The organism is Tritonibacter scottomollicae, from assembly GCF_003003215.1.
Classification (GTDB): Bacteria; Pseudomonadota; Alphaproteobacteria; order Rhodobacterales; family Rhodobacteraceae; genus Epibacterium; species Epibacterium scottomollicae.
This window is the reverse complement of record NZ_PVUF01000003.1, coordinates 259,419-284,736: the sequence shown is the minus strand read 5'-3', so window position 1 is coordinate 284,736 and position 25,318 is coordinate 259,419. Positions and strand designations below refer to the sequence as shown.

Annotated in this window: 28 protein-coding genes; 16 read left to right on the top strand and 12 right to left on the bottom strand. The window is 61.9% G+C overall.

Annotated elements, in window-relative coordinates; translation table 11 throughout:
* The first annotated feature begins 64 nt into the window (after window positions 1-64).
* Window positions 65-340: a DUF1467 family protein gene (locus CLV89_RS07360; RefSeq protein WP_106162987.1), complete on the top strand. Its 276-nt coding sequence runs from the start codon at window positions 65-67 to the stop codon at window positions 338-340.
* 270 nt (window positions 341-610) lie between these two features.
* Here CLV89_RS07360 and CLV89_RS07355 read toward each other — a convergent pair whose 3' ends face one another.
* A complete protein-coding gene (locus CLV89_RS07355; protein WP_106162986.1) occupies window positions 611-1,303 on the bottom strand; it encodes an EI24 domain-containing protein in 693 nt (230 codons plus the stop codon).
* Window positions 1,300-1,878 (bottom strand): nitroreductase family protein, encoded by a 579-nt coding sequence (locus tag CLV89_RS07350; protein ID WP_106162985.1) that lies wholly within the window; start codon window positions 1,876-1,878, stop codon window positions 1,300-1,302. Before CLV89_RS07350 ends, CLV89_RS07355 begins: the two co-directional genes overlap by 4 nt.
* A gap of 243 nt (window positions 1,879-2,121) precedes the next feature.
* Here CLV89_RS07350 and CLV89_RS07345 point away from each other — a divergent pair, with 243 nt between their 5' ends.
* Entirely contained in the window at window positions 2,122-2,400 is a 279-nt protein-coding gene (locus CLV89_RS07345; protein ID WP_106162984.1) for a DUF167 domain-containing protein, read from the top strand.
* A gap of 66 nt (window positions 2,401-2,466) precedes the next feature.
* Here CLV89_RS07345 and CLV89_RS07340 read toward each other — a convergent pair whose 3' ends face one another.
* Complete coding sequence (locus tag CLV89_RS07340; protein ID WP_106162983.1) at window positions 2,467-2,709, bottom strand: hypothetical protein; 243 nt, start codon at window positions 2,707-2,709, stop codon at window positions 2,467-2,469.
* 154 nt (window positions 2,710-2,863) lie between these two features.
* Between CLV89_RS07340 and CLV89_RS07335 the strand changes: the two genes are divergently transcribed.
* From CLV89_RS07335 to CLV89_RS07320, 4 genes are all read left to right on the top strand, one after another.
* Window positions 2,864-3,523 (top strand): M48 family metalloprotease, encoded by a 660-nt coding sequence (locus CLV89_RS07335; protein WP_106162982.1) that lies wholly within the window; start codon window positions 2,864-2,866, stop codon window positions 3,521-3,523.
* A gap of 9 nt (window positions 3,524-3,532) precedes the next feature.
* A complete protein-coding gene (locus tag CLV89_RS07330; protein ID WP_106163119.1) occupies window positions 3,533-3,913 on the top strand; it encodes a YigZ family protein in 381 nt (126 codons plus the stop codon).
* A 100-nt stretch (window positions 3,914-4,013) separates the two neighbouring features.
* A complete protein-coding gene (locus tag CLV89_RS07325; RefSeq protein ID WP_106162981.1) occupies window positions 4,014-4,289 on the top strand; it encodes a DUF6455 family protein in 276 nt (91 codons plus the stop codon).
* 191 nt (window positions 4,290-4,480) lie between these two features.
* Window positions 4,481-5,314: a hypothetical protein gene (locus tag CLV89_RS07320; protein ID WP_106162980.1), complete on the top strand. Its 834-nt coding sequence runs from the start codon at window positions 4,481-4,483 to the stop codon at window positions 5,312-5,314.
* A gap of 77 nt (window positions 5,315-5,391) precedes the next feature.
* Here CLV89_RS07320 and rimO read toward each other — a convergent pair whose 3' ends face one another.
* Window positions 5,392-6,795 carry a 30S ribosomal protein S12 methylthiotransferase RimO gene (rimO, locus tag CLV89_RS07315; protein ID WP_106162979.1) on the bottom strand — a complete coding sequence of 468 codons (1,404 nt, stop codon included), beginning with the start codon at window positions 6,793-6,795 and terminating at the stop codon, window positions 5,392-5,394.
* Window positions 6,796-7,030: 235 nt separating this feature from the next.
* Here rimO and CLV89_RS07310 point away from each other — a divergent pair, with 235 nt between their 5' ends.
* Both CLV89_RS07310 and CLV89_RS07305 read left to right on the top strand, forming a co-directional pair.
* Entirely contained in the window at window positions 7,031-8,602 is a 1,572-nt protein-coding gene (locus CLV89_RS07310) for a pentapeptide repeat-containing protein (RefSeq protein WP_165798097.1), read from the top strand.
* 115 nt (window positions 8,603-8,717) lie between these two features.
* Complete coding sequence (locus CLV89_RS07305) at window positions 8,718-10,658, top strand: AsmA family protein (protein WP_106162977.1); 1,941 nt, start codon at window positions 8,718-8,720, stop codon at window positions 10,656-10,658.
* 152 nt (window positions 10,659-10,810) lie between these two features.
* On the opposite strand, the gene CLV89_RS07300 is transcribed toward CLV89_RS07305, so the two are convergent.
* Genes CLV89_RS07300 through CLV89_RS07285 form a run of 4 tightly spaced genes read right to left on the bottom strand, consistent with a single transcriptional unit; the run spans window position 10,811 to window position 15,533 of the window.
* Window positions 10,811-12,307, bottom strand: a complete 1,497-nt coding sequence (locus tag CLV89_RS07300; protein ID WP_106162976.1) for a phosphomannomutase/phosphoglucomutase — start codon at window positions 12,305-12,307, stop codon at window positions 10,811-10,813.
* A 26-nt stretch (window positions 12,308-12,333) separates the two neighbouring features.
* Window positions 12,334-13,167: a 3-deoxy-8-phosphooctulonate synthase gene (kdsA, locus tag CLV89_RS07295; RefSeq protein ID WP_106162975.1), complete on the bottom strand. Its 834-nt coding sequence runs from the start codon at window positions 13,165-13,167 to the stop codon at window positions 12,334-12,336.
* A 4-nt stretch (window positions 13,168-13,171) separates the two neighbouring features.
* Window positions 13,172-14,896 (bottom strand): KpsE/RkpR family capsule polysaccharide export protein, encoded by a 1,725-nt coding sequence (locus tag CLV89_RS07290; RefSeq protein ID WP_106162974.1) that lies wholly within the window; start codon window positions 14,894-14,896, stop codon window positions 13,172-13,174.
* Window positions 14,874-15,533, bottom strand: coding sequence for an ABC transporter ATP-binding protein (locus CLV89_RS07285; RefSeq protein ID WP_106162973.1), 660 nt, complete (start codon window positions 15,531-15,533; stop codon window positions 14,874-14,876). The genes CLV89_RS07290 and CLV89_RS07285 overlap by 23 nt, the downstream gene beginning before the upstream one ends.
* A 362-nt stretch (window positions 15,534-15,895) precedes the next feature.
* Between CLV89_RS07285 and CLV89_RS07280 the strand changes: the two genes are divergently transcribed.
* Window positions 15,896-16,468, top strand: a complete 573-nt coding sequence (locus CLV89_RS07280) for a uracil-DNA glycosylase family protein (protein WP_106162972.1) — start codon at window positions 15,896-15,898, stop codon at window positions 16,466-16,468.
* Entirely contained in the window at window positions 16,461-17,252 is a 792-nt protein-coding gene (locus CLV89_RS07275) for an SseB family protein (protein WP_106163118.1), read from the top strand. The genes CLV89_RS07280 and CLV89_RS07275 overlap by 8 nt, the downstream gene beginning before the upstream one ends.
* A gap of 297 nt (window positions 17,253-17,549) precedes the next feature.
* On the opposite strand, the gene yghU is transcribed toward CLV89_RS07275, so the two are convergent.
* Complete coding sequence (yghU, locus tag CLV89_RS07270) at window positions 17,550-18,428, bottom strand: glutathione-dependent disulfide-bond oxidoreductase (RefSeq protein WP_106162971.1); 879 nt, start codon at window positions 18,426-18,428, stop codon at window positions 17,550-17,552.
* Between the two features lie 275 nt (window positions 18,429-18,703).
* On the opposite strand from yghU, the gene CLV89_RS07265 reads away from it, so the two are divergent.
* The 3 genes from CLV89_RS07265 to CLV89_RS07255 all read left to right on the top strand — a co-directional run bounded on the left by CLV89_RS07265 (window position 18,704) and on the right by CLV89_RS07255 (window position 20,601).
* Window positions 18,704-19,516, top strand: a complete 813-nt coding sequence (locus CLV89_RS07265) for an NYN domain-containing protein (RefSeq protein WP_106162970.1) — start codon at window positions 18,704-18,706, stop codon at window positions 19,514-19,516.
* Complete coding sequence (locus tag CLV89_RS07260) at window positions 19,516-19,905, top strand: DUF4260 domain-containing protein (protein WP_106162969.1); 390 nt, start codon at window positions 19,516-19,518, stop codon at window positions 19,903-19,905. Before CLV89_RS07265 ends, CLV89_RS07260 begins: the two co-directional genes overlap by 1 nt.
* A 177-nt stretch (window positions 19,906-20,082) precedes the next feature.
* Window positions 20,083-20,601, top strand: a complete 519-nt coding sequence (locus CLV89_RS07255; protein WP_106162968.1) for a YHS domain-containing (seleno)protein — start codon at window positions 20,083-20,085, stop codon at window positions 20,599-20,601.
* Window positions 20,602-20,683: 82 nt separating this feature from the next.
* On the opposite strand, the gene CLV89_RS07250 is transcribed toward CLV89_RS07255, so the two are convergent.
* Window positions 20,684-21,568, bottom strand: a complete 885-nt coding sequence (locus tag CLV89_RS07250) for an AraC family transcriptional regulator (RefSeq protein ID WP_106162967.1) — start codon at window positions 21,566-21,568, stop codon at window positions 20,684-20,686.
* A gap of 83 nt (window positions 21,569-21,651) precedes the next feature.
* On the opposite strand from CLV89_RS07250, the gene CLV89_RS07245 reads away from it, so the two are divergent.
* Window positions 21,652-22,035 (top strand): cupin domain-containing protein, encoded by a 384-nt coding sequence (locus CLV89_RS07245; protein WP_106162966.1) that lies wholly within the window; start codon window positions 21,652-21,654, stop codon window positions 22,033-22,035.
* Between the two features lie 3 nt (window positions 22,036-22,038).
* Window positions 22,039-22,449, top strand: coding sequence for a DUF2000 family protein (locus CLV89_RS07240; protein WP_106162965.1), 411 nt, complete (start codon window positions 22,039-22,041; stop codon window positions 22,447-22,449).
* Between the two features lie 81 nt (window positions 22,450-22,530).
* Here the strand turns inward: CLV89_RS07240 and CLV89_RS07235 are convergent, their stop codons facing one another.
* Window positions 22,531-23,124 (bottom strand): GcrA family cell cycle regulator, encoded by a 594-nt coding sequence (locus CLV89_RS07235; protein ID WP_106162964.1) that lies wholly within the window; start codon window positions 23,122-23,124, stop codon window positions 22,531-22,533.
* A gap of 189 nt (window positions 23,125-23,313) precedes the next feature.
* Here CLV89_RS07235 and CLV89_RS07230 point away from each other — a divergent pair, with 189 nt between their 5' ends.
* Window positions 23,314-24,138 (top strand): ABC transporter permease, encoded by an 825-nt coding sequence (locus CLV89_RS07230; protein WP_106162963.1) that lies wholly within the window; start codon window positions 23,314-23,316, stop codon window positions 24,136-24,138.
* Window positions 24,139-24,157: 19 nt separating this feature from the next.
* Here the strand turns inward: CLV89_RS07230 and CLV89_RS07225 are convergent, their stop codons facing one another.
* Window positions 24,158-25,072 carry a DMT family transporter gene (locus tag CLV89_RS07225; protein WP_106162962.1) on the bottom strand — a complete coding sequence of 305 codons (915 nt, stop codon included), beginning with the start codon at window positions 25,070-25,072 and terminating at the stop codon, window positions 24,158-24,160.
* Window positions 25,073-25,318: the final 246 nt, after the last annotated feature.

Sequence of the window (25,318 nt, the reverse complement as noted above, 5' to 3'; positions counted from 1 at the left end):
ACGTGTCCGAACTGATTGTCCTGCAGGCTGTCCTGCATTATTGGCCCCGTGAAAGGAACATCCCATGGGTATCACATCCGGTCTCGTGCTTTATGCGGTCATCTGGTTCATGACCTTTCTGGTGGTGATCCCGATCCGATTGGAGACCCAGGGCGATGCCGGAGCGGTGGTGCCCGGCACCCATGCTGGCGCGCCCGAGCGGCATTTTCTGAAGCAGAAGGCCTGGATCACGACCGGGGCGGCGGCTGTACTCTGGGCGATCATCGCCGGGGTGATCTGGTCCGGTGTCATCAGCGTCAACGATTTCGACTGGCTCAACCGTCTGCCGGATCGTCCCTGATCGGATCATTCGAGAAATCAGCGGCGAGAGTGGCGTTCTCCCGCCCGTTGCGACGGCATGAAACATGCATCGCGCCCGTTGGGCCGAGCGCCGGACCTGACGGCCCGGCGCGGATCACCTGGCCGGACCCGGATCGGGCCAGTGACCATGCGGTGGCAAGCGACCATGCGGTGGCCAGTGACGATGCGGTGGGCGGCGCTGGCGTGCAGGCCGCCGCTACCAGATCAAATTTGATCGCCGCGCCCGCAGGTTGGCTGGCATCTCAGGCGGTCACTCCGCACGCCATAGGGCGTGGAAGATATGGGTGAAGGTCGCCGCTCCGAGGATCGGGATCAGCAGGTTCACCAGCGGAACCGACAGCGGCATTGCCATCAGCACACCGGCCGCCCAGATGGTTGCGCCATGGCGTCGGCGCAGGCGCTTGGCCTCCACCAGTCCGACCCTGCGTGCAGCGGCGAGGGTGAAATACTCACGTCCCAGCAAAAAGCCGTTGAGCCCCCAGAAGATGAACAATGCCGCCGGGGCAAAGAGTGCGTAAAGCACCAGCGCCAGCACGTTGGCGGTAATCAACACACCGAGGAAATTCACCGTGTCTTTGACGCCTTCCCAGACCGAAAGGCCCGGCACGGGCGCAAGATGCGGATAGTGGCGCGCCTCGACCGCGGCGGCCACCTCGTCGAGGAACATCGAGGTGATCGCCGAGGCGACCGGCACCATCAGGAACACCGACAGCAGCATCATGAAGAAGAACGATCCCACCGACAGCAGGTCGTTCATCCACGTGACCTCACCGATCAGGGGCAGGGAGGTCTCTGGCCCGACCAGCGATTGGATCAGCATCAAAAGCGCGGCATAGGCGGCCACCAGGAGCGCAAAGGTCAGGCCGATGCCAAGCAGGAGCACCCGACGAAAGCGCGGGTCTCCGACCTGGCCCAGGGCCTTGCCAAAAGCGGTAAAGATCATGCGTCGACCCAGGTGGTGATCGTCTCCAGATCCGGGCGTGGGCGCTCGGGCGGCACGGAGCCTTCGGTGGCGATGTGGATCAGCCCGGCGACCCGCTCGTTCGGCGCAAGGTCAAAGGCGGCCTCGCAGAACCCGCGATCATGGCTCATCCAGCCGGACAGCCAGTTGGCGCCCCAGCCTGCAGCCAGCGCCGCGTTCAGCAACGCCAAACAGACGGCACCTGCGGAATAAGTGATCTCCAGCGGCGGGATCTTGGGGTTGTTCTTCTGGATCTCGATGACCACAACGGCAAGCTGCCCAAGGTCGAACTGGCTGCGGGCCTTGGCGATATCCTCGGCGGATTTGCCGAGCCGCGCGCCTGCCGCTTCGGTCAGATCGCCGAGGCGGCCCATCGCGCCCTGTTCCACCACGATGAAGCGCCAGGGTTCCAGCTTGCCATGATCCGGCGTGCGGGCGGCGGCGGTGAGCAGGGGCATCAGCTCGTCGCGGCTGGGGGCCGGGGCGATCAGGGTCTTGGCCGGGCGAGACCGGCGGGTTTGCAGAAAATCGAGGGCGGCATCATTGCGTTGCGGCATATGTAAAACCTTATTACATCTATCCTGCCCTATGTCGGGCAGCGTGGCGTGGGTTTCAAGAGGCAAGACGCCTTGCATCTGGCCACCTCTGCGATGCAGGGGCCGGGCTGGGAACTGTCCTGTCTGGCGTGTAGTGAAGCAGGTGCGATCTGTCCACGGGCAGGCCCGCACAGGGTGCCCCGCGCCCTTGCACATGGGGTACATGGGGCACATGGACTGGCGATCAGGTAGGAGCAGCAGGCGATGGCAAAGCCGAAGGCGCGGCAAATGGCGGACCTCAGCGACCTCGCCGTGGCAGGGGCTGAAGTCACGGTGCGGGTGACGCCCAAGGCGGCGTTCAATGCCGTGCAGCGGCAGGGTGATATCATCAAAGTTCTGGTGACAACCGTGCCGGAGGGCGGCAAGGCGACGGCAGATGTGCAGGCGCTTCTGGCCCGCGCGCTGGGTCTGGCGCCGTCACGGCTGGAGCTGAGACGGGGTGCGACCAGCCGCGACAAGACATTTGTGGTGCGCGCAGCCTGACGCCGAGGGCGACAACCGGATTCCCACCGCAGGCGGTCCCTTGACCAGAGCCACACGGGGACGGCGTCAGCTGTTCTTTTCCAGCACCAGCCGATAGACGCCTTCTGGCAGGTCGAGCGCGGCCGCAAGATCCTGCAGCTGCTCGGGAGAGAGGGTGATGCGCTGAACCGAGTTGGTGCGCGGGTCGAATTGCTCGACCGTGACACATTCGGAAAAGGCGTTGATGATCACATCCTCGTTCAGATGCGCCTTGCCCTCGTCGACGAGGGTGATCACCGTGGAATCGAATTCATGCTCGATGGTAAACATGTCTTCAGCTTGCCACCGGCCGGGCGGCACTGGCAAGCGATGATCTTGGGCAGCGTCAGGTGGCAGGACCGCAATGTGGACGCACAACCGCGCCAGTTGATTGCACCCTCGCCCGGAACCGGGCTAGCCTGAGTGTGTTCAACCGTGGAATGTCATGCGTCGTTTCTTGATTCTCATTGTCCTGTGGGTTGCCGGCTGTGCCGGTATCACCGCCGATGACCCGACCTATCGCGCCTTTGTCGCGGTGGCGCAGGATGTGGAGCCGGTGGCCGAGGCCGAATGCCGCAAGCGCAATCCCAACCGCAACTGTGACTTCGAGTTGCAACTGGATATGGACCCCAAGGCGCCTGCCAATGCCTTTCAGTCGGTGGACCGCAGCGGGCGTCCGCTGGTGATCTTCACGGCGTCCATGCTGGAGAGCTTCAGGAATCCAGACGAGATGGCCTTTGTGATGAGCCATGAGGTGGCGCATCATATCCTCGGCCATCTGGACCAGCAGCGGCGCAATGCCGTGCAGGGGGCCGTGTTTCTGGGAGAACTGGTCTCGCTTGAAGGGGGCACGCCGGAGGAAATCGCCAATGCGCAGTATGTGGGCGCTGTGGTGGGCGCGCGCAGCTATTCAAAGGCGTTTGAGTTGGAAGCGGATGCGCTGGGCACGGTGATTACCCATCTGGCGGGCTATCGTCCGAGCATCGGGGTCCAGTTCTTCGATGCCATCCCGGATCCGGGGGATGCCTTTCTGGGCACGCATCCGGCCAACCCCGACCGCATCTTGGTGGTCAAGAAAACCATCCGTAAATACGGTCTGAACTGAGGGCTGATGATGACGAAGAACCCGGACGCTGCGCCCGTGGCGTTGACGAAACTTGGCGTGGTGCTGACGGATCGGGGCTCGAAGTATGCGGTCACCGGTGCCCCGGTGGGCAGTCGTGCGGATGTGGATGCGGTGCTGGCGGCGCTAAAGGCAGAGCGCGCTTATGCCAAGGCGACCCACAACACCTGGGCGGCAATGCTGCCCACCGGCGGCCTCAAGGCCGACGATGGCGAGAGCGGCGCCGGCATGGTGATCCTGCGGATGATGGAGCGCGAGGGGCTGTCGGACCACGTCATCATCGTCACCCGCTGGTATGGCGGCAAGAAGCTGGGCGGTGATCGGTTCCGCCGGGTGCAGGACGCGGTGCGCGCCTATCTGGAAGCCCGCTGAGCGGGGGGCGGTGGCCATAGGTCTATTTGACCTGCATCAAGGCGTCCGCCCCTGCGCGCTGGCAGAGTGATCCGCGTGAACAGGATCAGGAGCGCGTATCATGACCGACCCGGAACAGCTGAAGACACACGCGGCCCTCTTTGACCGTATGGGCAGGGCCATGGGGCTGGACCTTGAGGAAGAGGCGGTCAGCGGTACCCTGCAGTTCGAGGAAATCGCCGAGGCGGTGCTGCGCTGCACCCGCTGCGCCTGCCCGCAGGTCTGCGATCGCAAACTGGCAAGCCTTGAGGGCGAGATCGAGCGCACGCCGGATTACTGCCGCAACGCCGATCTGCTTGCCTACCTGAAGGAAGAGCACGCGGTGGCGGCGGAGTAGGGGGCTGAGGAAGAGTCGCAAGCAAAGCCGAAAGCTGCACTCGAAATACAACACAAACATAACAACAAAAAGCCCACTTTTTCTTTTGGTACGGAAGGGGATTTTATCTTTTATCTATATTTTAGCCTTGTGTGACAAGCGTCGCCGCGTAGACTTCATTATTTAAGTGTGAAACGCTTTAGGGACGTCCTATGGGGGATTTTTTTCAGCAATTTGTGCAAAGTATTAACGAGAGAGTTCGCTCCCCCATTCTTGGCAGCGTCGCCTTTAGCCTTCTTTTTTGGAATTGGAGGGCTGTTTTGGTATTTTTCTCTGGCAGGTCAGCTCAGTTCAAGATCTCCGAGATTGAGGCGCTATACAGCTTCGCAAATTCAATCTTTTGGCCAATTTTCACCGGGGTAGGCTTGGCACTTATCCTACCGATCCTGACCTTTGTTGGTGCGTGGGCGGCACGGTGGCCGAAATTTTGGTTGCATCGCTTGGAGCAAGATGAAGCGACGAAGCGAGAAATAAATGGTTATCGAGTCGAGGCTGAGCGATTAGACGCGCAAACTAAGTTTAGGCGTGCGAGAGCTGATCGAGAAGCTCAGGAAGAAAATGAACTTATAGCGCGCGCTAGGAGAGATAAGGATGCGGAAGATCTTGGACAAGAGGCCGTTGATGAATTGGCTGCCGCTAGGTCTAAGAATGATAATGAACGCGAGGGGAAGGAGTTAGAACGAGAGGCGAAATGGTTGAAAGGAAATAGTCATTTGAATGTCGCAGGCCGTTACGCGTTAATCGTACTTGGAAATGCAGAAAAAAACCGGTCTCTTTCTCAAATTGTCCAAGAGGTCAGTATGACACTGTCACCCGATGATCGGAAGTTATTTGGTAATGGCAAAAGGCTTGATGTTGAAGTAGAGGAGGCATTGCAACTCCTATCCAGCGAAGGTTTTGTGAAAGATGTTATTCGTTCTGAGCGGATGTTTGAGCTTACCTCAAAAGGGTATAAACTAAGGGATCTACTGCTTAATATTGAATAATCCGTTGATTATCTCGCGACCTTCGGTTCGGAAGTTCGGGGGCTGTCCGGCCTCTCGGCCGGACCGATCAGTCGAGGTTAGCGCAGTGCGCCCCATAGATCATACTCCCCGGCCTCATCCACCTCGACCGTCACCAGATCGCCGACGTTCAGCGCATCGGTGCCCTCGTCGATGAACAGGTTGCCGTCGATCTCTGGCGCGTCGGCCTTGGTGCGGCAGGTGGCGATGCCGTCCGCGTCGATGTCGTCCACGATAACCTGCATGGTCTGACCCACCTTGGCGGCCAGTTTCGCCTCGGAAATTGCCTGCGCCTTCTGCATGAACCGCTCCCAGCGCTCCTGCTTCAGCTCCTCGGGCACGTGATCCGGCAGCGCGTTTGAACGCGCACCATCGACGTTTTCGTATTTGAAGCAGCCCACCCGATCCAGCTGCGCCTCGTCCATCCAGTCCAGCAGATGCTGGAATTCCGCTTCCGTCTCGCCAGGGTAGCCGACGATGAAGGTGGAGCGCAGGGTGATCTCGGGGCAGATGTCGCGCCAGGCGCGGATCTCGTCCAGCGTCTTGGCGCCAGCGGCAGGGCGGGCCATGCGGCGCAGCACGTCCGGGTGGGCGTGCTGGAAGGGGATGTCGAGATAGGGCAGCACCGCATTGGCGGGATCGGCCATCAGCGGGATCAGCTCGCGCACAGATGGGTAGGGGTAGACGTAATGCAGCCGCACCCACAGCTCCTCCGCCGGGGCCAGTTCCCCCAGCGCGCGGGTGAGGTCGGTGATATGGCTGCGGATCTCGCCTTCTTTCCACGGGTTCACGTCGTACTTGCGATCCAGCCCATAGGCGGAGGTGTCCTGAGAGATCACCAAGAGTTCGCGGACGCCGGCGCCAACCAGCTTTTCCGCCTCGCGCAGCACCGCATGGGCCGGGCGCGAGGCCAGTTTGCCGCGCATGTCCGGGATGATGCAGAACTTGCACTTGTGATTGCAGCCCTCGGAGATCTTCAGATAGCTGAAATGCCGCGGCGTGAGGCTGACGCCGGTGGCGGGCAGCAGGTCCACAAACGGGTCCGGGCTGGGCGGCACGGCGGCATGCACCGCATCCAGCACCTGTTCGTATTGATGCGGGCCGGTCACGGCAAGAATGCGCGGGTGGTGTTCGCGGATGTAATCGGGTTCGGCCCCCAGACAGCCGGTGACGATCACCTTGCCGTTTTCCTTCAGTGCCTCGCCGATGGCCTCCAGGCTTTCGGCCTTGGCACTGTCGAGAAAGCCGCAGGTGTTGACGATCACCGCATCGGCGCCGGCGTAATCGGCGGAGATGCCATAGCCCTCGGCGCGCAGCCGCGTCAGGATGCGTTCGCTGTCCACCAGCGCCTTGGGGCAGCCGAGGGAGACCATGCCGAGGCTCGGCTGGTCCTTGCGGGGGGCGGCGCCAAAGGAGGGTTTCGGCGCGAGGTCGGGGCGGAGATCTGGCGGATTGCTGGTCATGGCCGTCCTATAGACCGCGCGCGCGGTCAAGGGAATAGGGGGTTTGCGCGCAATGTGCCCCTGATTGAGGGGGCGGGGCGGCCATCTGCCTTTCGCGGAACACAAAAGCTGCGCTAGGCTCCGGGCAGTTGATTTGCAATGACGTGAGACTTTGATGCCCGATTCCGCCGACACGCGCCCACCAGAGACCCCAGAGGGCCTGCGCCCGGCCAGTGAAAACCCCTGGTACATCCTGATGACGCTTCATGATGAGCAGAAAGGGGAGTTGATTGATCGGGTATTGCACGAAAAGAACCGCCGGGCGTGGAATGCCTGGTCCGGTCAAACGCTGAGTGCTGAGGAGCGCGCGGCGGCGGCAAAATCATCGAAAATTGATGTGGCAGAGCTGGAGGCGTGGGAGGACCTGTCGGAGGAGATCAAGGCCCGGTTCGCTGCGGAGTATAGGCGCCGCAATCCAGAGGTCGGCACCGTACCCGATTTGCCGAAAGCCACGCGCCTCATAGATATGTCATCAACATACTTCGCCAATACACTTGTGTTGGACGGGTTTGTATTTGCGTCTGAGGCTTCATTTATCCTCGCCAATTTCATGCGGACGGCTCGGTTTGCGTCAGCTACTTTCATGTCGGCTACATTGTTCGACTCTGCAACATTCAAGTTAGATGCTTTGTTTGACACCACTACCTTCAGACGAGATGTGTTGTTCCATTCCGCGACCTTCGCGTCGGATGCTATGTTCGAAGCTGCGACTTTCGTGCAGGCCGTCTGGTTCGCCTTCGTCACCTTCAGACAGTCAGCTGAATTTGATTACACTACGTTCACACAGGACGCAGTGTTTGTCGAAGCGACTTTCTCTTCTAACGCCTCGTTTGATTCCGCTACCTTTCAGCAGTCCGCTTCTTTCAGTTCTGCTACCTTCAAACAGGACGCTTGGTTCGCCTCCGTCACCTTCACGCAGGACGCTGACTTTTGCGCAGCCACCTTTGCACAGAATGCCCAGTTCAAATCCGCCAGTTTCAGCGGCTTTGCCTATTTCACAGGAACCCGTTTCGGGAGTTCTACTGAAGAACCCTGCATCCCGGATTTCAGTGACTGTCTGTTTGAAAAACCAACCTCCTTCCGTCAGGCGCTGTTCTGTGATGGCTATCCGGATTTCTCGGGCGCGGTGCTGCATGACAAGACCAGCTTTACCGCGCGGATGAAACCGACGCCGAATGAAATTAAACGAGACAAAGACCTCAAGGGGCGGACCTTCTGGCCACAGAAAACGCAACAGGATCCGGTCAGTGCGCGCGAAAGCTGTGCCACCATTCGCCATGTGCTGACCCAGCAAGGGCTGCCGGAGGACGCGCATTTCTTCTTTCGCCGGGAAATGCATTTTGCCGGGCTGCCCAGTGAAGACTGTGCCGGGCTGTCCAGTGAAGGGCGGAGCAAAGAGCGCAGCTTCACCGAGCGGCTGCCTTATCTGTTGTTTGGCTGGCTGTCCGACTTTGGGTATTCGATCCAGCGGCCTCTTGTGTGGCTGCTGTGTCTGTGGGCCTTTGGCGGTGCTGCCTTCTGGGGCTATCTTGCAAGCTGTTGCGTGCCCGCACCGCCGGGCGTTGTTGAACGCCCGATGGGCACAGCGATGGCGCTGAGCTTTTCCAACCTGTTTCCGCTGTTTGGCTTTGGTCGAGGCGCCCTGGGGGAGATTTTGGACGAAATGCCGCCCGTGCTCCAGGTGCTGTCCGGAGCGCAGACCGTGCTGTCGCTACCGCTGCTGTTTTTTCTCGGTCTGGCGCTGCGCCAGCGGTTCCGGCTGCGCTGAGCCATGGTTTTGAGGACACGGCCGGATTGATCCCGCGGGTGAGGGTTGTAATCTGGTGCAAAGCCCTGAACTTGGGCCAGACATCTGCTGAATTCCCAAAAAGGGGCCACGAGCCATGCGCCTGATCCTTCGTCTTCTTACCGCCCTTGTTCTGACCGTCGCCGCGGCCTTTGCCATTCTGGCGTTTATTCCGGGGCAGAAGCTGGCAGAACTGGTGGGGCAGCAGATCGAAAAGCAGACCGGTCGGCAGGTGGTGTTTGGCGGTGACGTGCGATTCTCGCTCTGGCCGACGCTGGGCATTCAGGCCGACACCGTGGCGCTTGCCAATGCGGATTGGGCGGGGCCGGAGCCGATGCTGACCGCCGGGCGGCTGGTGATCGGCGTGGATGCGGCGGATCTGATCCGGGGCGATGTGCGCATCACCGAGCTGACGGCGATCGTGCCGCATCTCAACCTGGAAACCCGCGAGGACGGGATGGGCAACTGGGTGTTTGAAAGCCCACAGGCCGAAGCGGGCGCAGCGGGTGAGAGCGCGACGGAAGAGAGCGCCTCCTTTGCGATCGAGGCGGTGACGCTGAACGGGGCTTCGCTGCGCTATGCGCCGCATGGTCAGGACGTGATCGAGATGAGCCAGGTGGACCTGAACCTGCTGTGGCCTGATCCCAACGGCACCGCGACGATAGATCTGACAGTGCGCCCATCGGGAAAACCGGTGCGGGTTCAGGGGGAAGTGGGAAGTTTCAAGCAATTCCTGCTGGGGCAGGTGGCCTCGGTCGGGGCGACGGTGACGACACAGGCCAGCAAGGCGCGGCTGGATGGGCGGGCGGATCTGACCGGCGCATTTGACGGACGTGTGACGGGCGCCAGCGAGGACACGGGCGCGTTGATGGCGGCGCTGGGCCTTGAGCCGGCAGAGATCCCGCAGGGGCTGGGCCGGACGGTCGAATTTGCTGCCGACACCACCTATACGCCGGACGGCCGCATCGCGCTGCGTGACCTGAGCCTGTCGCTGGATCAGAACACGGTGACGGGGGAGGCTGATGTGAACACAAGCGCCTCGCCGCTGCAGCTGACGGCGGCGTTGAAGGGCGATGTGCTCGATCTAAGTGCGCTGGATGCTGCACCTGCGTCCTCCGCCGGGGGCGCAGGGACGGGCGGCGCTGCGGCGCGGGGCTGGTCGACAGAGCCGATTGATGCCTCGGCCCTCGCGCTGTTGGACGGGCAGATCTCGCTGGATGTGCAGGGGCTGAAAACCTCCTCGCTGACGCTTGGACCAAGCCGGCTGACGCTGGCGGTTGAGCGCGCGCGTGCGGTGCTGTCGTTGCTGCCGGTGCAGGCCTTTGGCGGCGCGTTACAGGGGGAGTTGATTGCCAACAACCGCAACGGCCTGTCGGTCGCCGGGCGGCTGAGCTTTGCCGAGGTGCAGATGCAGGAGGCGCTGGGCCAGCTGGCGGGATATGACAAGCTGCACGGCGAGGCATCCGGGGCGCTGGATTTCCTCGGTGTTGGCAATTCCATGGACCAGATCATGAGCTCGCTGGATGGCAAGGGCAACGTGGAGCTTGGCAAAGGGTTTTTCACCGGCTTTGACCTGCAGGCGATCATGGACCCGGACGGGGGCAATGGCGGCTCCACCATCTTTGAGGGGCTGACGGCCAGTTTCGCGATGGAAGATGGCACCCTGCGCAATGATGATCTGCGCGCTGCGCTCAAGATGCTGAAGGCCGAAGGTGAGGGCCGTGTGGGGCTTGGCGCGCAGGATCTGGATTACACCTTCACCCCTACGGCATTCGCCAGCGATACGTCGTCGGGCATTTCCGTGCCGGTGCGGATCCGTGGCTCCTGGTTCGACCCGGAGATCAAGCCGGATCTGAGCAAGCTGGTGCAGCCGAAGCTGGATGAGGCTGAGGAAAAGGCCAAGCAAGCGGTGCGTGACAAGTTGAGCGAAGAGCTGGGTGTGCCGGTCGAAACTGAACAAGACGTCAATGACGCGCTGAAGCGCCGCGTTGAGGAAGAAGCACGCAAGCAGTTGCTGAAGTTCCTTGGCGGCGACTGAGGCGAGGACGGACCGGGGCGCTGCCCCGGACCCCGAGGTATTTGAGAAAAGCTGAAGGGTGCCGTCGCGCTGGTTGGCGACCTGACATGAGAAAGGCCGCGTCTTCGGAACGGAAGGCGCGGCCTCTTTGGTCTTTATCGCTGAGGGCGTGCTCAGATGGTTTGATCGTAATCGCCAACGCCCGGTTCGGTGCGGATGACATCGTCGATATCGGCAAAGATCGCGCGCATCTCGGCTTCGCTCTCAGAGCTTTCGCAGACCACCACCAGATTGGGCGTGTTCGATGAGGCGCGCACCAGCCCCCAGGAGCCATTGTCGAGGATCACCCGCGCGCCGTTCACCGTGACGACGTCCTGAATGGCGCGGCCGGCAACTGTCTCTCCGGCGGCGTGTTTGGCGACCAGCTTGTCGACCAGACGTGCGAGGATGTCGTATTTTTCGGTGTCAGAGGCATAGGGGGACATGGTGGGCGTCGCCCAGGTCTTTGGCAGCGCCTTGCGCAGGTCGGACATCTTCATGTCGGGGTTGCGGTCCAGCATCTTGCAGACCTCGACCGCGACGCGCATGCCGCAGTCATAGCCGCGACCGATCGGTTCCGCGAGGAAGTAATGGCCGGATTTCTCAAAGCCAGCCAGCGCGCCGATTTCCTTCACCCGGCGCTTCATGTGGCTGTGGCCGGTCTTCCAATAATCGGCCTTCACACCGTTTTTCAGCAGCTCGGGATCAGACGCATAGAGGCCGGTGGATTTCACATCTGCAACAAACGTGGCATTTGGATAGATCTTGGATAGATCGCGCGCCATGATCACGCCAACCTTGTCGGCAAAGATCTCTTCACCCTCGTCATCGACCACGCCACAGCGGTCGCCGTCGCCGTCAAACCCAAGCGCCAGATCAGCCCCCGACGCTTTGACGCTGTCGGACATATCATGCAGCATTTCAAGGGCTTCTGGGTTGGGGTTGTAGTGGGGGAAGGTGTAATCCAGCGTGTTGTGGCTGGGCACAACCTCGACGCCGATGCGCTCGAAAATCTCTGGGGCAAAGGCCGATGCCGTGCCGTTCCCAGTGGCGCAGACGACCTTGAGAGGGCGGGACATTTTGAAGTCACCGACCAGATCGTCGATATAGGCCTCTTTCACTCCCTCAACAAATTCGTACGAGCCGCCCTCACGCCGCTCTCCTTCACCGCGCAGCACGATATCGCGCAGCTCGCCCATCTCGTCCGGACCATGAGTGAGCGGACGGTCAAAGCCCATCTTCACCCCGGTCCAGCCGTTGGGGTTGTGCGAGGCGGTGACCATGGCGACCGCGGGCACATCGAGATGGAACTGCGCGAAATACGCCATCGGAGACACGGCGGGACCGATGTCCTTGACCTTAATGCCAGCCTGCATGAGGCCCAGCATCAGCGCGTTCTTGATGGCAAGGGAATAGTCGCGGTAATCATTGCCGACGGCAATCACCGGTGCGATGCCCCGGCGGATCATCTGGGTGCCGAGGCCAAGCCCCAGTGCGGTCATGCCGGGCAGGTTGATCTCTTCCGGGTACTTCCAGCGCGCGTCATATTCGCGAAAGCCCGTGGGCTTGATCATCGCGTCGCGCAGGAACTCCCAGGTGTTGGGCGTCACTTCGGGCTGAGGCTTGGTCATAATTGTACTCTCTTAAATAATGGAGCTCAGAGACGGATCGGATCCGCTTTTGCAAGCGCATCAAACCCCATCAATGTATCAATCAATTGCGGCATATCTTTCAGGTAAATCATATTCGGCCCATCGGAGGGTGCGTTGTCCGGATCTTCATGGGTTTCGATGAAAACCGCGGCAATGCCCAGAGAAACGGCAGCACGCGCCATCACCGGCGCAAATTCGCGCTGTCCACCGGTCGATCCGCCCTGACCGCCGGGCTGCTGTACCGAATGGGTGGCGTCCATGACGACGGGATATCCGGTTTGCGCCATCCGGGGCAGGCCGCGCATATCGGCGACCAGCGCATTGTAGCCAAAGGAGGTGCCGCGCTCTGTCAGCAGGATCTTGTTGTTGCCGGTGCTCTCGACCTTGGACACCACATTGTCCATGTCCCAAGGCGCCAGGAACTGACCCTTTTTGATGTTCACGGCCTTGCCGGTGTTGCCAGCGGCCAGAAGCATGTCGGTCTGACGGCACAGGAACGCCGGGATTTGCAGGATGTCGACGACGTCACCGGCGACGATGCACTGGGCTTCGGTGTGGACATCTGTCAGCACCGGCACGCCAAACATGTCGCGTAGGTCGGCGAGCACCTGTAGCCCGGCGTCGATGCCAAGGCCGCGCTTGCCGGAGAGCGATGTGCGGTTGGCCTTGTCATACGAGGCCTTGAAGACGAATTGTGCGCCGGCGGCGTCGCAGGCTTCCTTCATCTTGCCGGCAATCATCTGCGCGTGATCGGCGCTTTCCAGCTGGCAGGGGCCGGCAATGACGGTCAGAGGACAGTCATTGCCAATGGTGATACCATTGATGTCAATTTTTTTCATGAGTTTACGAAGATACCTGTTCCCGAAGAATGGATGCCGTCAGGGCACACATCAGGTAGATACCGGAAAAGATCAGGAAAGCCAAAATCGTATTTTCGAACTTGCGCGGGCTGGACGGGCTGTCGGAGGGAACCGGCTCAACCGCGGTGGTGAGGTAGCGCACCTGACGATTGGCCTCCATGCGGGTCTGTTCCACCTGCTGTAGTGCCGATTGCAGCATCATGTCGCGGGTCGCGAGATCAGCCTGCGCCATCTGAATCTTGACACTCAGAGAGGCAAGCGAGTTTTCGCCTTGCGACGCATCCGTCATCCGCTTGTTCAGGTTGTCGATCAGGGTTTCCAGCCGTTTGACATCGGCTGCGGTGCCTTCGACTTTTGCCGCGTTCGGGCGCAGGTTGTCCTGCAAGGCGGCCAGTTCCAGCTTCTTTTGCTGCAGCTGCAGTTCGAACGTGTTGATTTGGCTGCGCAAAGACGCAATCACGCCTTCCGGGTCAAGGACGGCGCCCTGCTGTTGCAGACGCACCAGTTCGGCCTGCGCGTCCCGGCGCTGCTGTTCTGCCAGTTCCAGCGCACGCTCGGCATCGCCGACCTGGTCGTCTCGTTTCTGCTCGGACAGGTGGTTCACCTTCTCCTGCGCGTAGGAAATCAGTCGGCTGGAGAATTCCGCCGCAACCTCAGGCTCGGCAGCGGATACTTCCATCCGCACCACGCCTTCGGTCGGATCATAGCCGATCTTCACATTGCGCTCGTATATCGTATAGGCGTCGTCGTTGGTGGCGCCAGGTTCCAACCGCTGGATCGGATCAATCCAGTCCTGGGTGAAATGCGCGCGAAAGCCCGCTTCTTCGTCGAGACGGCGCATCGCCTCCTTGGATTGCAGATAGGCCTGCACGGCGATCGAGTCCTGGCTGGTGGCAAACTGAGTGCCGCTGAGCAGGCCGCCAAACCCGGACGCGCCCGTGCTGTCGGCCTTCAGCACCAGAAATTCCGAGTGGGAGGAGTACATCGGCGTGGCGACGTTGTAATAGTAAAACCCCACGACAAATGTGGGGATCATCACGAAGGCCCCAACCCGTGCGCCGAGCAATGCCATCTTGCGCCGACGGCGGCGGGCAATGTCACGTTGGATGGATTGGATTTCACGGTTGCGACGCTCAGCGGGGCTGAGGTGTCCGGGCGTGGGAGGTGCGGCTTTCTCCCGGCTGACTGTCTGCGGCAAGGTCTGTGCATCGGCCCCTGACGGTGATGTCGGGGCGGGCACTGACGCCTGTTTGGACTGCGGAACCACCAGTTCCAGCATGTTCGAGCGTTTGAACGGATCAATACCGATCTGACGCAGCTGGCGCACGGCGTCATAATCCGAGGTCGCCGGCAAATCGTGTTTCTGCGCCACGCGACGGGCCAGGCGGAGTTGGCGCCCCGTGAGGCCTTCGCGTTTGATCTCTTCGATGTCAGTGGATCCCGCGCCCGCAGCTGCGGACGCTGCCTGATCGCCACTGGTTTGCGCGGCGTTTGCGGCTGGTCGCGACGGTGCCGCGGGCGATGGACCTGACGGCTGTGCCTGCTGGTGCTCTGCCCCGGTGGGCTCGGTTGCGGCCGCAAAGGAGGCAGGGCTTTGCCGTGGCGGGTCTACCGGGCGGGCGGTCGCAGAGGTGCGGGCCTCGGCCTCCCCGAAGGAGGACGGTGAACGCCGGATGCGAAATCTCTTAGCCTTGGGTTTCGTAGTCATAGAGCTGTTTCGCTTCTTCCAAGGTTTCAAACATGTGGAGCTGCCCGTTCGACAGCACGGCGGCGCTGTTTGCGAATTTCTCCAGCGTGCTGGGCTGATGGGAGACGATGACAATCGTCGTGGTTGCCAATCGTTCCTGCAAAATGGTGCCAGCCTTGCGATTGAACTCCACATCGGTGGAGCTGGGCATGCCCTCGTCAATCAAATATATATCGAAATCAAGGGCCAGCATCAGCGCAAAGGTGAACCGGGACTTCATACCGGCGGAAAACGTCCCAAGGGGCTGGTCGAAATACTCATTCAGACCACACAGCCAGCGGCAATAGGATTCGACGTAATCCGGGTCCAGACCATACAGGCGGGCGATGTAGCGGCTGTTTTCCATTGCCGAGAGACGTCCGACAACGCCGCCCATGAACCCCAGTGGAAAGGAAATCTTGCAGCCGCGGTAAATTTCGCCGTCGTCCGGCTTTTCGAGACCCGCCATCATATTGATCAGGGTGGTCTTGCCGGTGCCGTTTGGAGCCAGAATGCCAAGCGAGGTGCCAAGCTCTACCTGAAAGGAGACCTTGTCCAGGATCACCTTGCGCTGGGTCCCGGTCCAGAAGGATTTACTGACGTTCACAAATTCCAACATGACCTGCTCGGCTTGCCGTCTCTTACCTCAATCAACAGAGTGTCCATACACCCTGCTATGTTCCCTCAGCGCATTCGCGCCATTCTTGTTGTTCGCCCGCTCGGGCGGTGTTTTCATTCGCGTGATGCGAACCATATGCCCTGCCGGGCGTTCAAAGCGACCCGACGCGTTCCTGTGCAGCGAGTGCTAACACAGGAACGTTAACGGTTTACGCGTTGATTCAGGCGCAAATATGTCGAATTTGAGCGATGTCATGCCATAGAGCGGGAACGATTGCGTTATCGCGCGTGGCCCGGTCAGGTCAGTATCGCAGCATTTCAGCGAAAGGAATACGGGTGAAGCGGGTCTCGGAACTGCAGCAAATGATTGCCGAATGTCGCATCTGTGCCGAGCGGTTCGCGGCGACGCAAACGGCCCATCGGCCGCGTCCCGTGGTCTGGTTCGCGGGCGGTGCACGGATCTTGATCGCCGGTCAGGCTCCGGGGCTGCGGGTGCATGAAAGTGGTAAACCATTTACCGATCCCTCCGGCGACCGGTTGCGCGCATGGCTGGGGCTGAGCGAGGCGCAATTCTATGACCGTGAACGGGTGGCCATCGTGCCCATGGCGTTCTGTTTTCCCGGCTATGACGCCAAGAAGGCCGACCTGCCGCCACCGCGCATCTGTGGTGAAACCTGGCACAACAGCGTGATGGACGCATTGGACGGGGTGCGCCTGCGTATTCTGGTTGGCGGGCATGCGCATCGCTATCACCTCGGCACCCGCAAAGGCGTGACGGAGGTCGTGCGGGGCTGGAGATCCCTGCCGGAGGATGTCTTCGCCTTGCCTCATCCGTCCTGGCGCAATACGGCTTGGTTGAAACGCAACCCCTGGTTCGAGGCAGAGCTGCTGCCGGTCCTGCGTGCGAGGGTGAAGGAGCTGATGGATGATGACTGAACTGACCCCGCTGGATCTGGCTCACGCAGCCATGGAGGCGGCTCCGGAAGATGACGCGGCCCGTTTGCGGTTTTTCGAACGGCTTGCGGATAGCGAGTTGTTCATGCTGCTGGACAAGGAGCCGGAGGGCGAGCGGATCAGCCCGCAGGTGTTTGATACTGGCGAGGGGCAGTTTGTTCTGGTGTTCGACCGCCAGGAACGTCTGGCGCAGTTTGCCGACCGGATCGTGCCCTATGCCGCGCTTTCAGGTCGGGTGATCGCGCAGATGCTGGCCGGGCAGGGCATTGGTCTGGGGGTCAATCTGGAGGTTGCGCCGTCGTCGATCCTGATCCCGGAGGCGGCGATGGGCTGGCTGGCAGAGACGCTGTCGCATGCGCCGGGCGAGGTGGAGGCATCCATATCCGAGGTGCGCCCGCCCAAGGGGCTGCCCGAAGTTCTGCTGACAGCGCTGGATGCCAAGCTGGCGACTGCCGCCGGCCTGGCGCAGACCGCCTATCTTGCCGCAGTAACCTATGAGAGCGGCGGCAGCGGTCACCTCTTGGCCTTTATCGGTACAACCGAAGGGGCCGAGGCCGCGCTGGCGAAGGCCGCCGGCGAGGCATTGACCTTTTCGGGGATCGAGGCCGGAGCGCTGGATGTGGGGTTCTTTGCGGCCAGCGAGGAGATCTCGGCGCGGCTGTCGCGCGTGGGGTTGCGGTTCGACCTGCCGAAGGTGGAAGCCGCCCAAAGCTATCAGCCGCAGATGCCGGGATCAGATCCGGCCAAGCCCCCGCGTTTGAAATAACGATCCGATTGCGCAGAACAGAGACGGGGGCTCTCCCGCCCGTCGCCGGATCACTTGGGTGATCCGCTCCCGTTGGGCGTGGCGCCGGGCCATTCGGCCCGGCGCTGCCTCCAGCCCCCGATGGGGGCTGGAGGCCCGGCCCAACCCTGCCAGGGTGCTCTGCCAAGGGCAGGGCGCCTGCAGCGGGGGCGGGAGGGCTCCCCTATCTGGGATATGTCACGGACCAAGGCCCAACGGAGCAAAAGAAAACCGCGCCGGGATGCGGCGCGGCTTTGCAGATGTTCTGGGCGGTCGAAGTTATTCCGCCGCTTCGGACTCCAGCTTATCCTGGGTCCGGGTTGCGAAATCCTCCGCCGAATGGCGTTCGCGCAATTGCGAGGACAATTCGCCAAAGGATCGGTTGACCATGCGGCCGCGTTGCACGGCAGGGCGGGCGTCGATCGCCTTGGCCCACCGCATCACATGCTCGTAGCTTTCCACGTCCAGGAACTCTGCCGCATCATAGAGACGCCCCAGAACCAGCTGACCATACCAAGGCCAGATCGCGATATCGGCGATCGAATACTCTTCACCGCCGAGATAGGTCTTGCCCGCCAATTCGCGGTTCAGCACGTCCAGTTGGCGTTTGGCTTCCATGGTGAAGCGGTTGATCGGGTATTCGAATTTCTCTGGTGCGTAGGCGTAGAAATGGCCGAAGCCGCCGCCGAGATAGGGCGCAGAGCCCATCTGCCAGAACACCCAGTTCATCACCTCGGTGCGGGCGGGGCCGTCCTTGGGCAGGAAATGACCGAACTTCTCGGCCAGATGCATCAAGATCGATGCGCTTTCGAACACGCGCACCGGGGCCTCGCCAGAGCGGTCGTGCAGCGCCGGGATCTTGGAATTCGGGTTGATTTCGACAAACCCGGAGCCGAACTGATCGCCATCACCGATGTTGATCAGCCAGGCATCATACTCGGCGTCCTTCACGCCCAGTTCCAGCAGCTCTTCCAGCATCACGGTCGCTTTGACGCCATTGGGGGTGGCCAGCGAATAGAGCTGGAACGGGTGATCCCCAACGGGCAGCTCCTTGTCGTGGGTGGCACCCGCGATGGGACGGTTGATGGAGGCAAACTTGCCACCGCTTGCTTGATCCCAGGTCCAGACCTTCGGAGGGGTGTAGGTCGTATCGCTCATGGAGGGCCTCATCATGTTACGTGTCAGACTATGGTAGCGTAGCCACCCATGCTGGGGTGTCGTGAAGCAGACGTCCCGGGGCAGCGTCCCAACTCAGATGGGGACAATAATGAAAATTCCAATGACTGGAAGGTCTGGTGCGGTAAATTTTCCGACACCAAGGACGTCTCCCGGCCTGAAACGGCGAAGAATTTCACGGATCGCGCCATGCCCGGTTTCCATTTCCTGTCATGCGGGTATGTATGGACAAAGCCCTTTCACAGACAGGATCTCCGATGTCCAATAGCGAAAAACCACCCCTTCTGGCGGTCCTGATCGACGCGGATAATATCTCTGCCAAACATGCCGAGGCCATGTTCGAGGAGATCGCCTCGCTTGGCGAAGCCAGCATCCGGCGCATCTATGGCGACTTTTCCGGCGGTGGCCCACAGGGCTGGAGCAAGGAGAAGCTTGCGGCCTATGCCATTGTGCCGCATCAGCAATTTGCCAATACCACCGGCAAGAACGCCAGCGACATCGCGCTGGTGATCGATGCGATGGACATCCTGCATTCGGGCCGCTTCGACGGGTTTGTGTTGATTTCATCGGATAGCGATTTTACTCGCCTGGCGAGCCGCATCCGCGAACAGGGTCTGGATGTCTATGGCATGGGCATGCGCAAGACGCCGGCGGCGTTCGTGCGGGCCTGCAAACGGTTCATCTATGTGGAGAACCTGCTGAACGAGGTGCCTAAACCCTCTCGACCGCGGCAGAAACCGGCAGCCCATGCCAGCAGCGCCACGCCGGAACAGGCCAGCGAACTTGCCAGCGACCAGATCACGGAACAGACCGCCGCGGCGCAGGACGACGAGGCCCCGGCAGAGCTGGAGGATCCGCAAAAGCTGGTGCTGCGCGCGATGGATGCGATCAGCCAGGAGGACGAGTGGTTCTCTCTGGGCCAGATCGGCCAGTATATCACCGCGGCCAGCCCGGATTTCGACACCCGCAGCTACGGCAAGCGCAAGCTGTCGGATCTGATCGCCACCATGAAGATCCTGGAAACCCGGCGTGGCGAGGGCAACCAGATCGTGGTGCGTAGGCTGGACTGATGGACGTGCCGGAGCAGTCCGTCATCCGCTGGCAAAAGGCCGAAGGCGCGGTGATCTGCGCCGTTGGTATCTGGCTTTATGCCGGTGCGGAGACGGTGCTGCCGGTCTGGGCGGCGGTGCTGGTGTTCTTTGCGCTGGATCTGAGCTTTCTCGGGTATCTGTTTGGTCGGCGCTTTGGCGCGGTTTGTTACAATCTGGTGCATGTCTATGCCTTCGGCGCTGTCACATTGGCGCTGGGGCACCTGTGGCATGCGCCGCTGGGATGGGAGCTGGGCGCGCTGTGGTTGGCGCATTGCGGCTTTGACCGGATGCTGGGCTATGGGCTGAAAACGATGCAAGGGTTTGAATTCACTCATCTTGGCCGCATTGGGCGGGCTCGAAACAGCTGAGGCCGACGCGCCGTTTCCGCAGCATCACGGCGATCTCACGCAGGCTCGTCTGCCAACACAGGCGCGTGAGAGCGGCTTCGCAAGGAGGATGCTTCGCGTATCTTCTCCTCAGATCCTGCGATCACTGCAGGTGTCTCAGTTTATGGTGCGCCGCGGCGCCCGAGGAGAGGAATTCGCATGAAACGTTTCGCTTTGGCTGCAGTGGCAGCCCTGACCCTTGGCCTGCCAGCGTTTGCAGGCGAACAATTCGTCGATGAGACAGGCTATGCGGCCTCCGGCTATGATGTGGTTGCCTATCGCAGCCTGACGCAGGCTCCGGTCGGCGAAGCGCAGCCCGCCGCGGTTCCGGGCAAGGCGGAGATCACTGCCGATTACAACGGTGCGACCTTTGCTTTTGCCAGCGAAGAGAACCGCGACATGTTTCTGGAAAACCCGGCGCATTACGCCCCCCAATACGATGGTCACTGCGCCTATGGCGTCTCCAAGGGGGGCAAGGTGCCCGGCAACCCGAACCTGTGGCGTATCATCGACGACAAGCTTTATCTGAACATCACCAAGAATGTGGTTGGCTTCTGGGAAGAGGACATTCCGGGCAACATTACCCTGGCTGAGGGCAACTGGCCGGAGATCGACCCTGCGCCCGCCTCGACCAGCACGATCCCGAACTTCTCCTCGCCCGCGCCGGCCCAGAACTGATTCGCTGATCCTGGTCGGGATTATGGCCGGATGGCCTGCCAAAGCCCCGCATGTTGTGCGGGGCTTTTTTGATGGGCGGCGCTTAGTCTGGACGACACAGACGCCGCCAGCGGCCCGGTGACATGCCGATGGCGGCAGTGAACTGGCGGGTCATATGGGGCTGATCGCTGAAACCAGCCAAAACGGCGGCCTCGGCCAGGGGGATGTCGGCCAGAATCGCCTGCCGTGCGCGCTCCACCCGGCGCAGGGTCAGGTAGCGGTAGGGGCTGGTGCCAAGCGCGGCGCGAAACTGTCTGGACAGGCTGTAGCGATCCAGCTGAGTGACCTGTTCCAGCTCTTCGGAGGGCACCACCCGCGCCGCATGGGCGTCGAGATAGTCGCGGGCGCGATCCACCGCTTGCATGTCGATACGGGCGCGGCGGGCACGCCCGGCGCTCTTGTCCTGAGACAGCACCCCCTGTGCCAGAAGCGCGATCACCTGATCCTGTTGCAGCGGCTCCAGCGGGCGGTCCATGTCGGCGCAGGCCATGTGCAGCGCCTGCAAAAGGGCGGGGTTGGTCAGCACCGGATCCTTGGCAAACGGCAGGCTGCGGGCGGCAGGGCCAAGTGCTTCGCGGATGCGGGCGGGCTCCAGATAGAGCATCCGGTAAGAAAACCCGCCCTCCTGACCGGCCTCGCCGTCATGCAGCTCGTCCGGGTGGATCACGATCACATTGCCCGCAAGACTGTCGGCGCGGGCGCCGCGGTAGCGAAAGCTCTGCACCCCGTCGAGCGTATAGCCGATGGCGTAGCTGTCGTGGCGGTGCGGCGCATAGGCATGGCCGTCGAAATGCGCCTCGATCCGCTCCAGCCCGGTGGCCTTGGGCGCGACGCGCAGCCAGTCGCCCGCACCGGGGAGGGTGCAGGATCGTTCAAGACCGCATGGGCGCGGCATGGCAGTTTCGGGGCCTGAGCGCGTGTCGGTCATCGGAGAGCAGTCCCGGGACGGCGCGGACCACGTCCGGCTGGCCCTGCGCGGGCCGGTTGGTGAATTCAAGAAGGAGTATTCCCGTGCCACCCGAAAAACTCAATATACTCGACCGCGTGGAGGCGCAGATTTCACAGGTCTTCGATCCGCATATCGTGGCGGATGTGAACGACGCCCAGATCAAGGTCGCCAAATTCGGCCCTCGCTTTGACTGGCACAGCCACCCGGCGGAGGACGAGGCGTTTCTGGTGCTGCGCGGGCGCATCGCCCTCGATTTCCGCGATGGCGTGGTGGAGCTGGGAGAGGGCGATTTTCTCTGCGTGCCGCGCGGCGTGGAACATCGCCCCCGCGCCCTGACCCCGGAGCCGGTGGTGGTGATGGTGGAGCCAGCGGGGACGCTCAACACCGGCGATGCCGACAGCGCCCTGACCGTCTCCGCGCCCAAGCGCCTGCGGGCAGGGGGCTGAGCGATGCAGTTTGACACCAAGATCGCCATTGTCCTGCGTGCGGACCTCGCCCCCTGGCAGAAGCTGAATGTCACCGCGTTTGTGATGTCGGGGATCGTGGGCGCCACTCCGGGCCTGATCGGTGAGCGCTACCGCGACGGCGACGGCAATGGCTACAACGCGCTGGCGGTGCAGCCGGTGATCGTGCTGGGCACCGATGGGCCGGGGATTCGCAAGATCTTCGACCGCGCCGGAGCACGCGGCGCGGCGCTGTCGATCTACACCGAAGAGATGTTTTCGACCGGAGATGATGCGGCCAACCGGGCTGTGGTGGCGGAATACGCCACGGCTGATCTGAACCTGGTCGGTCTGGCGCTGCGCGAGGAGCGCAAGCTGGTCGACAAGATCACCAAGGGCGCGCGGATGCATCCCTGAGCGTGCCACCAGTCTCCCGGTAAAAGAAAAACCCCGGTGCCGAAGGGCGCCGGGGTCTTGCATGTTGATCGTTCCGAAGCCTCAGCGCTTGCGGTCGCGGCGCGAGCTCATCGGCTGGAACGCGACGCCGACATGGGCCTCGCAATAGGGTTTGCCCTGCTGCACCGGCAGGCCGCAGAACCAGAAGTCCTCGGTCGCGGGATCGCCCACGGGCCATTTGCAGGTGCGCTCGGTCAGCTCCATCAGGGTCAGCCGCTTGGCCTTTTTCTCGATCTCGTTGACCTTGGCCAGCGCCTCGGCGGGGATCTCGTTGGCCGAGGGCTGCGGCGGCAGCGGCTGGCCAGCCGGGATGATCTGCTTGCGCGTATGGGTCGAGGGCTTCGGCTCCACCGCGGGGGCCTCCGCCGCAACGGGTTCCGGCGTCACCGGGCGGGCCGGTTCGGTCTTTGGCTGGACCTTCGGCTTAGCGGGAGCCTTCGGCGCGGGCTTTTCCTTTGCTTCAGCTGCAGGCTTGCTGCTGCTGGTCGTGGTGCGGTTGGACAGACCGAGACGGTGAACCTTGCCGATGACCGCGTTGCGGGTCACGCCACCGAGTTCCTTTGCGATCTGACTGGCCGACTGGCCTTCGCCCCACATTTTCTTGAGCAGTTCGACGCGCTCGTCTGTCCAGGACATTAGGTGCCTTTCAAAGCGGATAGCGGCCTCAGGGGTCCTGTGGCCGCCATCGAATTCCAAGTTACCTCGCTATATTAATTACTGACGGGCGAGATACAAGTCATGAACAGGTCCGACTGCGGTCAGATCCGCAGCTTGCATCCCTGAAAACAGCCATTATGCAGGCAGGATACAGAAAATGAGGGTGGCATGTCCGACAACAGCACGCAGATGAGCTTTCGTATCGAAGTGGGCGAGCGCCGGTTCGGCCGGATCAACTGGCTGGGGCTGCAGACCCTTGCCGGTCGCGAGATCAAGCGCTTTCTGGTGGTCTACACCCAGACGTTGGTGGCGCCGATGGTGACGGCGGCGCTGTTCCTCTTGATCTTCAATATTGCCATCGGCCCGCGCCGGGGCGACGTGATGGGGGTGCCCTTCATGTCGTTCATCGCGCCGGGCATCATGATGATGACGGTGATCCAGAACGCCTTTGCCAATACCTCCTCGTCGCTGGTGATCTCCAAGGTGCAGGGCAATATCGTCGACACGCTGATGCCGCCGCTGTCGGGGCTGGAGATCCTGCTGGGCTATCTTTGCGGTGCGATTGCACGCGGCGCGTTGGTGGCGCTGGGAATCGGGCTTGGGATGGTGCTGTTCCTCGGGCTGGTGCCGGCACATCCGCTGGTGGCGCTGGGCTTTGTGGTGCTGGGCGCGGCCTTCCTTGGCGGGCTGGGTATCGTCGCCGGGGTGTTCGCCGAGAAGTTCGACCAGATGGCCGCGATCACCAATTTCGTGGTGACTCCGCTGGCCTTTCTGTCGGGCACTTTCTATTCGGTCGAGGCGCTGCCGCCGGTGCTTTATGCGATTTCCCACGTCAATCCGGTGTTCTACCTGATCGACGGGGTGCGCTACGGGATGATCGGTGTCTCTGACAGTGATCCGCTGTTTGGCGCGCTGGTGTGCCTTGGTGCGACCGCCGCCATCACGGCGCTGGCCTGGCAGATGCTGCGTACCGGCTACCGCCTGAAGGCCTGAGCCTGAATGTGCTGACGGGTCAGGGCGCGGGGCGGCGCAAGGTCACGGAAGGGCGCTTGCCATTGACGCTCTCGCGCCAGGCCAGGAGCGCCGCACCGGACAGGATGATACAGGCCCCAAGCACGGTGATCGAATCCGGCAATACGCCAAAGATCGCCGCGTCATAGATCGCGGCAAAGACCAGCGTGCCATAGGCAAAGGGCGCCACAAAGGACGCATCCGCCCGCGCCATACCGTTGATGAAACAGGCCTGCGCGCAGGCCATCAGCCCGCCAAGCGCGGCCAGCGCGCCCCATTGAGCCAGCGTCGGCATCTGCCAGACGGCGACTGCTGCGGTGCTGGCGATCACCATGCCAATCAGATTGTTGACCCAAAGGACCTGTAGCGGTGGCTCGCGCCCTGCCAGTTTCTTGATGAAGATCAGCTCCGCCCCCATGGCCAGCGCCGCCCCAAGCGCCAGCAGCGCGGCGGGTTGAAAGCTCTCTGGTGTTGGACGCAGCAGCACCATGGCGCCGCCCAGGGCAATCGCCGCGGCCAGCCAGCGCCAGGGGCCGACTTTCTCGCCCAGAAATGGGATCGCCAGCAGCATGCCGATCACTGGGTTCAGAAAGGAAATCGCCGTGGCATCCGCCAGCGGGATGAAGGCGACGGAGGCAAACATCAAGGTGACCCCGCCCCAGCCGAAGGTCGACCGCCCGATGTGCAGCCCCCAATGCGGCGCCCGGATCTTCTGGCGCATCACCACCACGGCGGTGGAAATCCCGATGAAGGCAAAGACAAACCGCCCCTGGCTGATCTGCAGCGGGTGCAGCGGCGGCCCCAGCGTGTCGGTGCCGAGCGACTTTGCCAGCAATGTGGTGCCAGCGATGAAGACGGTCGCAAGCAGGATCAGCGCGGCGGCCAGCGGGGGATTCTGAGGGGTCACATGCGTCATGGTACAAGCGGTGCGCGAGCTGGGCCGCAAAGGCAAGCGCAAAGGCTGCGGTCTGCGACGCACTGTCTGACGGGATGACGGGCGACCGGATGCCATTTTGTGCGCCATCGGGTGCCAAAGGGGGTTTTCAGGTGGCAAAGCTTCCGTTATGGAGCCTTCCTATGATCAAACACGCTTGCCTCCTGTCGACTCGACGTCGACGCCAATGTGCCTGACACGCTGCCACCCGCAGCGCTTTTGATCCCG

Excerpts from the sequence above, each read along its gene's own strand:
- CLV89_RS07360 (WP_106162987.1), top strand. The coding sequence starts at position 65 with ATGGGTATCACATCCGGTCTCGTGCTTTATGCGGTCATCTGGTTCATG.
- CLV89_RS07355 (WP_106162986.1), bottom strand. The coding sequence starts at position 1,303 with ATGATCTTTACCGCTTTTGGCAAGGCCCTGGGCCAGGTCGGAGACCCG.
- CLV89_RS07350 (WP_106162985.1), bottom strand. The coding sequence starts at position 1,878 with ATGCCGCAACGCAATGATGCCGCCCTCGATTTTCTGCAAACCCGCCGG.
- CLV89_RS07345 (WP_106162984.1), top strand. The coding sequence starts at position 2,122 with ATGGCAAAGCCGAAGGCGCGGCAAATGGCGGACCTCAGCGACCTCGCC.
- CLV89_RS07340 (WP_106162983.1), bottom strand. The coding sequence starts at position 2,709 with ATGTTTACCATCGAGCATGAATTCGATTCCACGGTGATCACCCTCGTC.
- CLV89_RS07335 (WP_106162982.1), top strand. The coding sequence starts at position 2,864 with ATGCGTCGTTTCTTGATTCTCATTGTCCTGTGGGTTGCCGGCTGTGCC.
- CLV89_RS07330 (WP_106163119.1), top strand. The coding sequence starts at position 3,533 with ATGACGAAGAACCCGGACGCTGCGCCCGTGGCGTTGACGAAACTTGGC.
- CLV89_RS07325 (WP_106162981.1), top strand. The coding sequence starts at position 4,014 with ATGACCGACCCGGAACAGCTGAAGACACACGCGGCCCTCTTTGACCGT.
- CLV89_RS07320 (WP_106162980.1), top strand. The coding sequence starts at position 4,481 with ATGGGGGATTTTTTTCAGCAATTTGTGCAAAGTATTAACGAGAGAGTT.
- rimO (WP_106162979.1), bottom strand. The coding sequence starts at position 6,795 with ATGACCAGCAATCCGCCAGATCTCCGCCCCGACCTCGCGCCGAAACCC.
- CLV89_RS07310 (WP_165798097.1), top strand. The coding sequence starts at position 7,031 with ATGACGCTTCATGATGAGCAGAAAGGGGAGTTGATTGATCGGGTATTG.
- CLV89_RS07305 (WP_106162977.1), top strand. The coding sequence starts at position 8,718 with ATGCGCCTGATCCTTCGTCTTCTTACCGCCCTTGTTCTGACCGTCGCC.
- CLV89_RS07300 (WP_106162976.1), bottom strand. The coding sequence starts at position 12,307 with ATGACCAAGCCTCAGCCCGAAGTGACGCCCAACACCTGGGAGTTCCTG.
- kdsA (WP_106162975.1), bottom strand. The coding sequence starts at position 13,167 with ATGAAAAAAATTGACATCAATGGTATCACCATTGGCAATGACTGTCCT.
- CLV89_RS07290 (WP_106162974.1), bottom strand. The coding sequence starts at position 14,896 with ATGACTACGAAACCCAAGGCTAAGAGATTTCGCATCCGGCGTTCACCG.
- CLV89_RS07285 (WP_106162973.1), bottom strand. The coding sequence starts at position 15,533 with ATGTTGGAATTTGTGAACGTCAGTAAATCCTTCTGGACCGGGACCCAG.
- CLV89_RS07280 (WP_106162972.1), top strand. The coding sequence starts at position 15,896 with ATGATTGCCGAATGTCGCATCTGTGCCGAGCGGTTCGCGGCGACGCAA.
- CLV89_RS07275 (WP_106163118.1), top strand. The coding sequence starts at position 16,461 with ATGACTGAACTGACCCCGCTGGATCTGGCTCACGCAGCCATGGAGGCG.
- yghU (WP_106162971.1), bottom strand. The coding sequence starts at position 18,428 with ATGAGCGATACGACCTACACCCCTCCGAAGGTCTGGACCTGGGATCAA.
- CLV89_RS07265 (WP_106162970.1), top strand. The coding sequence starts at position 18,704 with ATGTCCAATAGCGAAAAACCACCCCTTCTGGCGGTCCTGATCGACGCG.
- CLV89_RS07260 (WP_106162969.1), top strand. The coding sequence starts at position 19,516 with ATGGACGTGCCGGAGCAGTCCGTCATCCGCTGGCAAAAGGCCGAAGGC.
- CLV89_RS07255 (WP_106162968.1), top strand. The coding sequence starts at position 20,083 with ATGAAACGTTTCGCTTTGGCTGCAGTGGCAGCCCTGACCCTTGGCCTG.
- CLV89_RS07250 (WP_106162967.1), bottom strand. The coding sequence starts at position 21,568 with ATGACCGACACGCGCTCAGGCCCCGAAACTGCCATGCCGCGCCCATGC.
- CLV89_RS07240 (WP_106162965.1), top strand. The coding sequence starts at position 22,039 with ATGCAGTTTGACACCAAGATCGCCATTGTCCTGCGTGCGGACCTCGCC.
- CLV89_RS07235 (WP_106162964.1), bottom strand. The coding sequence starts at position 23,124 with ATGTCCTGGACAGACGAGCGCGTCGAACTGCTCAAGAAAATGTGGGGC.
- CLV89_RS07230 (WP_106162963.1), top strand. The coding sequence starts at position 23,314 with ATGTCCGACAACAGCACGCAGATGAGCTTTCGTATCGAAGTGGGCGAG.
- CLV89_RS07225 (WP_106162962.1), bottom strand. The coding sequence starts at position 25,072 with ATGACGCATGTGACCCCTCAGAATCCCCCGCTGGCCGCCGCGCTGATC.